Annotated in this window: 5 protein-coding genes; all 5 read left to right on the forward strand. The window is 64.0% G+C overall.

Annotated features, from left to right (window positions below):
* The first annotated feature begins 356 nt into the window (after window positions 1-356).
* The gene (gene secE, locus AC1D00_RS31320; protein ID WP_007611620.1) at window positions 357-548 is read left to right on the forward strand and encodes a preprotein translocase subunit SecE; all 192 of its coding nucleotides are present in this window, start codon (window positions 357-359) and stop codon (window positions 546-548) included.
* Window positions 548-1,102 (forward strand): transcription termination/antitermination protein NusG, encoded by a 555-nt coding sequence (gene nusG / locus AC1D00_RS31325; RefSeq protein WP_007602985.1) that lies wholly within the window; start codon window positions 548-550, stop codon window positions 1,100-1,102. The genes secE and nusG overlap by 1 nt, the downstream gene beginning before the upstream one ends.
* Window positions 1,103-1,234: 132 nt before the next feature.
* Window positions 1,235-1,663: a 50S ribosomal protein L11 gene (gene rplK, locus AC1D00_RS31330; RefSeq protein WP_011088164.1), complete on the forward strand. Its 429-nt coding sequence runs from the start codon at window positions 1,235-1,237 to the stop codon at window positions 1,661-1,663.
* A 6-nt stretch (window positions 1,664-1,669) separates the two neighbouring features.
* Window positions 1,670-2,362, forward strand: coding sequence for a 50S ribosomal protein L1 (rplA, locus tag AC1D00_RS31335; protein WP_011088163.1), 693 nt, complete (start codon window positions 1,670-1,672; stop codon window positions 2,360-2,362).
* A 107-nt stretch (window positions 2,363-2,469) separates the two neighbouring features.
* Window positions 2,470-3,423, forward strand: coding sequence for a 2-hydroxyacid dehydrogenase (locus tag AC1D00_RS31340; RefSeq protein WP_477013319.1), 954 nt, complete (start codon window positions 2,470-2,472; stop codon window positions 3,421-3,423).
* The last annotated feature ends 334 nt before the right edge of the window (window positions 3,424-3,757 follow it).

Below are 3,757 nucleotides of genomic sequence, written 5' to 3' on the forward strand. Positions count from 1 at the left end.
ACGCTGGTCCGGGGCCGCCGTCAGCGCGAGGCGGGCAGTCAGGCCGGTTCGAGCGTCGGGAGGCTGCTCGGCCCGGCCCGGTAAACCGTTGATTCGCATGGGCTCTGCCATAGGCCTGCGGGGCGAGGGAACGCCGGGCGGATGAGCCGCTACCTTGACGTTTGGCCCCGTTCGCAGTAGATACCCGCCACCTGCAGCCGGCCCGTTAGACGCGGATCTCCGGCGCGGCTTTGAAATCCCCGAACAATCGAGCCCGGTTTCCGGCTCATCCTTCGAGACAGAGGGCTGGGCCAACGGCGGCTGTTCGGATCCCTGAAATTCATTCGCGTCTGTCGACGGACGTTGGACATCAAACGATGGCAGTCAGCCCGTTCAAGTTCTTGCAGGAAGTGCGCTCGGAGACCGCCAAGGTCACGTGGCCGACCCGTCGCGAGACCACGATCACCACCATCATGGTGTTCGTCATGGTCGCCGTGGCCTCTATCTTCTTCTTCGCCGCCGACCAGATCATCCGTTACCTCATCACCTTCCTCTTGGGCATTCACTGATGGCTACAGCAACCGCTCAATTGTCCGACAAGCGCTGGTACATCGTCCACGCCTATTCGAACTTCGAGAAGAAGGTCGCCGAATCGATCCGCGAGCAGGCCAAGCAGCGCGGGCTCGAGGAACTGTTCGAACTGGTGCTGGTTCCGACCGAGAAGGTCACGGAAGTGCGCCGCGGCCGCAAGATCGACGCCGAGCGCAAGTTCTTCCCGGGCTACGTGCTGGTGAAGATGAAGCTGACCGACGAGGCGTTCCATCTGATCAAGAACACGCCGAAGGTGACCGGCTTCCTCGGCGCGGAAAACAAGCCGATGCCGATCTCGGAAGCCGAGGCCATGCGAATCCTGCACCAGGTGCAGGAGGGCGTGGAACGGCCGAAGGCGTCGGTGTCGTTCGAGATCGGCGAGAACGTGCGCGTGGCCGATGGCCCGTTCGCCTCGTTCTCCGGTGTGGTCGAGGAAATCGACGAGGCGCGCTCGCGCGTGAAGGTCGCGGTGTCGATCTTCGGCCGCGCCACGCCGGTCGAGCTGGAATTCGGTCAGGTCGAGAAGGTCTGACCGGGTCGCGCGTGAAGCCGAAAAGCTTCGCGCAAAGAGAGGCCGTGGGAGGGAGAGGGCGGTTGCCAGCCGCATCCGACCCAGACCACGAACCTGAAACCGCCGGCCTGTCCGGCACAACAGGAGTGATACATGGCAAAGAAAGTGACCGGATACCTGAAGCTTCAGGTCCCGGCCGGTGCGGCGAATCCTTCGCCCCCGATCGGTCCCGCGCTTGGTCAGCGCGGTCTCAACATCATGGAGTTCTGCAAGGCGTTCAACGCCCAGACCCAGAAGGAAGAGAAGAACACCCCGATCCCGGTGATCATCACCATCTATGCGGACCGTTCCTTCACCTTCGAGATGAAGACGCCGCCGATGTCCTACTTCCTCAAGCAGGCCGCCAAGATCCAGTCCGGCTCGAAGGCGCCGGGCCGTGACAAGGCCGGCAAGGTGACCAAGGCCCAGGTGCGCGAGATCGCCGAGAAGAAGATGAAGGACCTGAATTGCGACACCATCGAATCGGCCATGAAGATGGTCGAGGGCTCTGCCCGTTCGATGGGTCTGGAAGTGGCGGGGTAAGCGGTCATGGCAATCGGAAAGCGTTTGAACAAAGCCCGCGAAGGTGTTGACCGCGAAAAGCTTTACCCGCTCGCGGAAGCCATCAAGATGGTCAAGGAACGCGCGAAAGCGAAGTTCGACGAGACCATCGAGGTCGCGATCAATCTCGGCGTCGATCCCCGTCACGCCGACCAGATGGTCCGTGGCGTCGTGACCCTGCCGAACGGCACCGGCCGTACGCTCCGCGTCGGCGTGTTCGCCCGTGGCGCCAAGGCCGACGAGGCCAAGGCTGCGGGCGCCGACGTTGTCGGCGCCGAAGACCTGGTCGAGAAGGTGCAGAACGGCTCGATCGATTTCGACCGCTGCATCGCCACCCCCGACATGATGCCGCTGGTCGGCCGTCTCGGTAAGGTGCTGGGCCCGCGCGGCCTGATGCCGAACCCGAAGATCGGTACCGTGACCATGGACGTCACCGGTGCCGTGAAGGGTGCCAAGGGCGGCTCGGTCGAGTTCCGCGTCGAGAAGGCCGGCATCCTGCAGGCCGGCGTCGGCAAGGCCTCGTTCTCCGAGGAGAAACTGGTCGAGAACATCAAGGCCCTGGCCGACGCTGTCTCGAAGGCGAAGCCGGCCGGTTCCAAGGGTACCTACATCCAGCGCGTTGCGGTGTCCTCGACGATGGGCCCGGGCGTGAAGGTCGAGCCGGGCACCATTCTCGGCTAAGGTTTGCCTCGGCTAGAGGTTTGGAAATTGCATGAGGCGAGGGGCGGAATTGGGCAACCGATTCCGCCCCTCTTCGTTTGTGGCGGCGTTCACCGGAAACAAGAACAATGGCTGACAAGGTCCTGATCTACTCGCGCTTCCCCAAGACGATGATGGCGCGCTTCGCCGAGCGGTTTGAGCTGCTCGACACCGGTGGCAAGCCCGCGCGGGAGGTGTTTTCGGCGGACGAGCTCGGCGGCATTCGCGCGATGCTCACTGCAGGCGGCACCCCGCTCGGGGCCGAAGCGATGGACCTGTTTCCGAAACTCGGCGCCATCGTCTGCTACGGCACCGGATATGACGGCATAGACCTGAAAGCGGCCGCCGCGCGCAACATCGCGGTCGGCCACAGCCCGGGCGCCAATGCGGCCTCGGTTGCCGACATCGCGATGACCCTGATGCTGGCGACGACGCGGCGGATCCTAGTCGCCGACCAGTATGTCCGCAGTGGCGATTGGGCCGCGTCAAAGCCCTCGCCGATGATGCGCCCGCAGGCCGGCATGCCCGGCCGCCGGATCGGCGTCTACGGCATGGGCGAGATCGGCCGCAAGATCGCCGCGCGCTGCGCCGCCTTCGAGAGCGAAATCGGCTATTTCAGCCGCACCAAGTACGATCTGCCCTATCAATATTTCCCGACGCTGGAGGCGCTCGCCGACTGGTGCAGCGTGCTGATGATCGCGGTCCGGGCAGGGGACGAGACCCAGCACGTCGTCAATGCCGATATCCTGGGGCGCCTCGGCGCGGACGGCTATGTCGTCAACATCTCCCGCGGCTCGGTGATCGACCAGCAGGCGCTTGTGGCGGCCCTGACCGACAAGACCATCGCCGGCGCCGGCCTCGACGTCTTCGAGAAGGAGCCGCACGCCCCCGACGCCCTGACCGCGCTGCCCAACGTGGTGTTCGCCCCGCATCTCGGCGGCCACACCCTGGAATCGCACGTCGCCATGCAGAATTGCGTGCTGGCGAACCTCGGCGCGTTCTTCGAGGGCAAGCGGTTGCCTTATGGGGTCAAATCGGCCTGAATCGGTCCTTGTCAGCCCGGGTCAAGCGCCTGCGGCAACGGATTGGAACTGGTGTGAATTTTGCTCTTGGCAAGCAGGCCCGGAGCGGTTAAAGAACCGCCTCCGGACGTGCCGGCCTAGGCTGGCGCGTTCGTGCACGCATTCCGAAAACCCGACACGACAGGAGATCATTCCTTTTCAGGACGTCCGCGAGGATTTGCCGGAAAAGGAAGGAAAACCGTCGGTTGGTGGAATGCGGGCAGAGGTCAGGCGGTTCGCCGGCTGACCTTGTCCTGTCCAAGACTGCAGGCGCCCGCGGGAAATTTCGATTTCTCAACGGCTTAATCGCATGGCC

Source organism: Bradyrhizobium sp. P2_E8 (assembly GCF_056403875.1).

Coding starts and splice junctions, on each gene's coding strand:
- secE (WP_007611620.1), top strand. CDS start 357: ATGGCAGTCAGCCCGTTCAAGTTCTTGCAGGAAGTGCGCTCGGAGACC.
- nusG (WP_007602985.1), top strand. CDS start 548: ATGGCTACAGCAACCGCTCAATTGTCCGACAAGCGCTGGTACATCGTC.
- rplK (WP_011088164.1), top strand. CDS start 1,235: ATGGCAAAGAAAGTGACCGGATACCTGAAGCTTCAGGTCCCGGCCGGT.
- rplA (WP_011088163.1), top strand. CDS start 1,670: ATGGCAATCGGAAAGCGTTTGAACAAAGCCCGCGAAGGTGTTGACCGC.
- AC1D00_RS31340 (WP_477013319.1), top strand. CDS start 2,470: ATGGCTGACAAGGTCCTGATCTACTCGCGCTTCCCCAAGACGATGATG.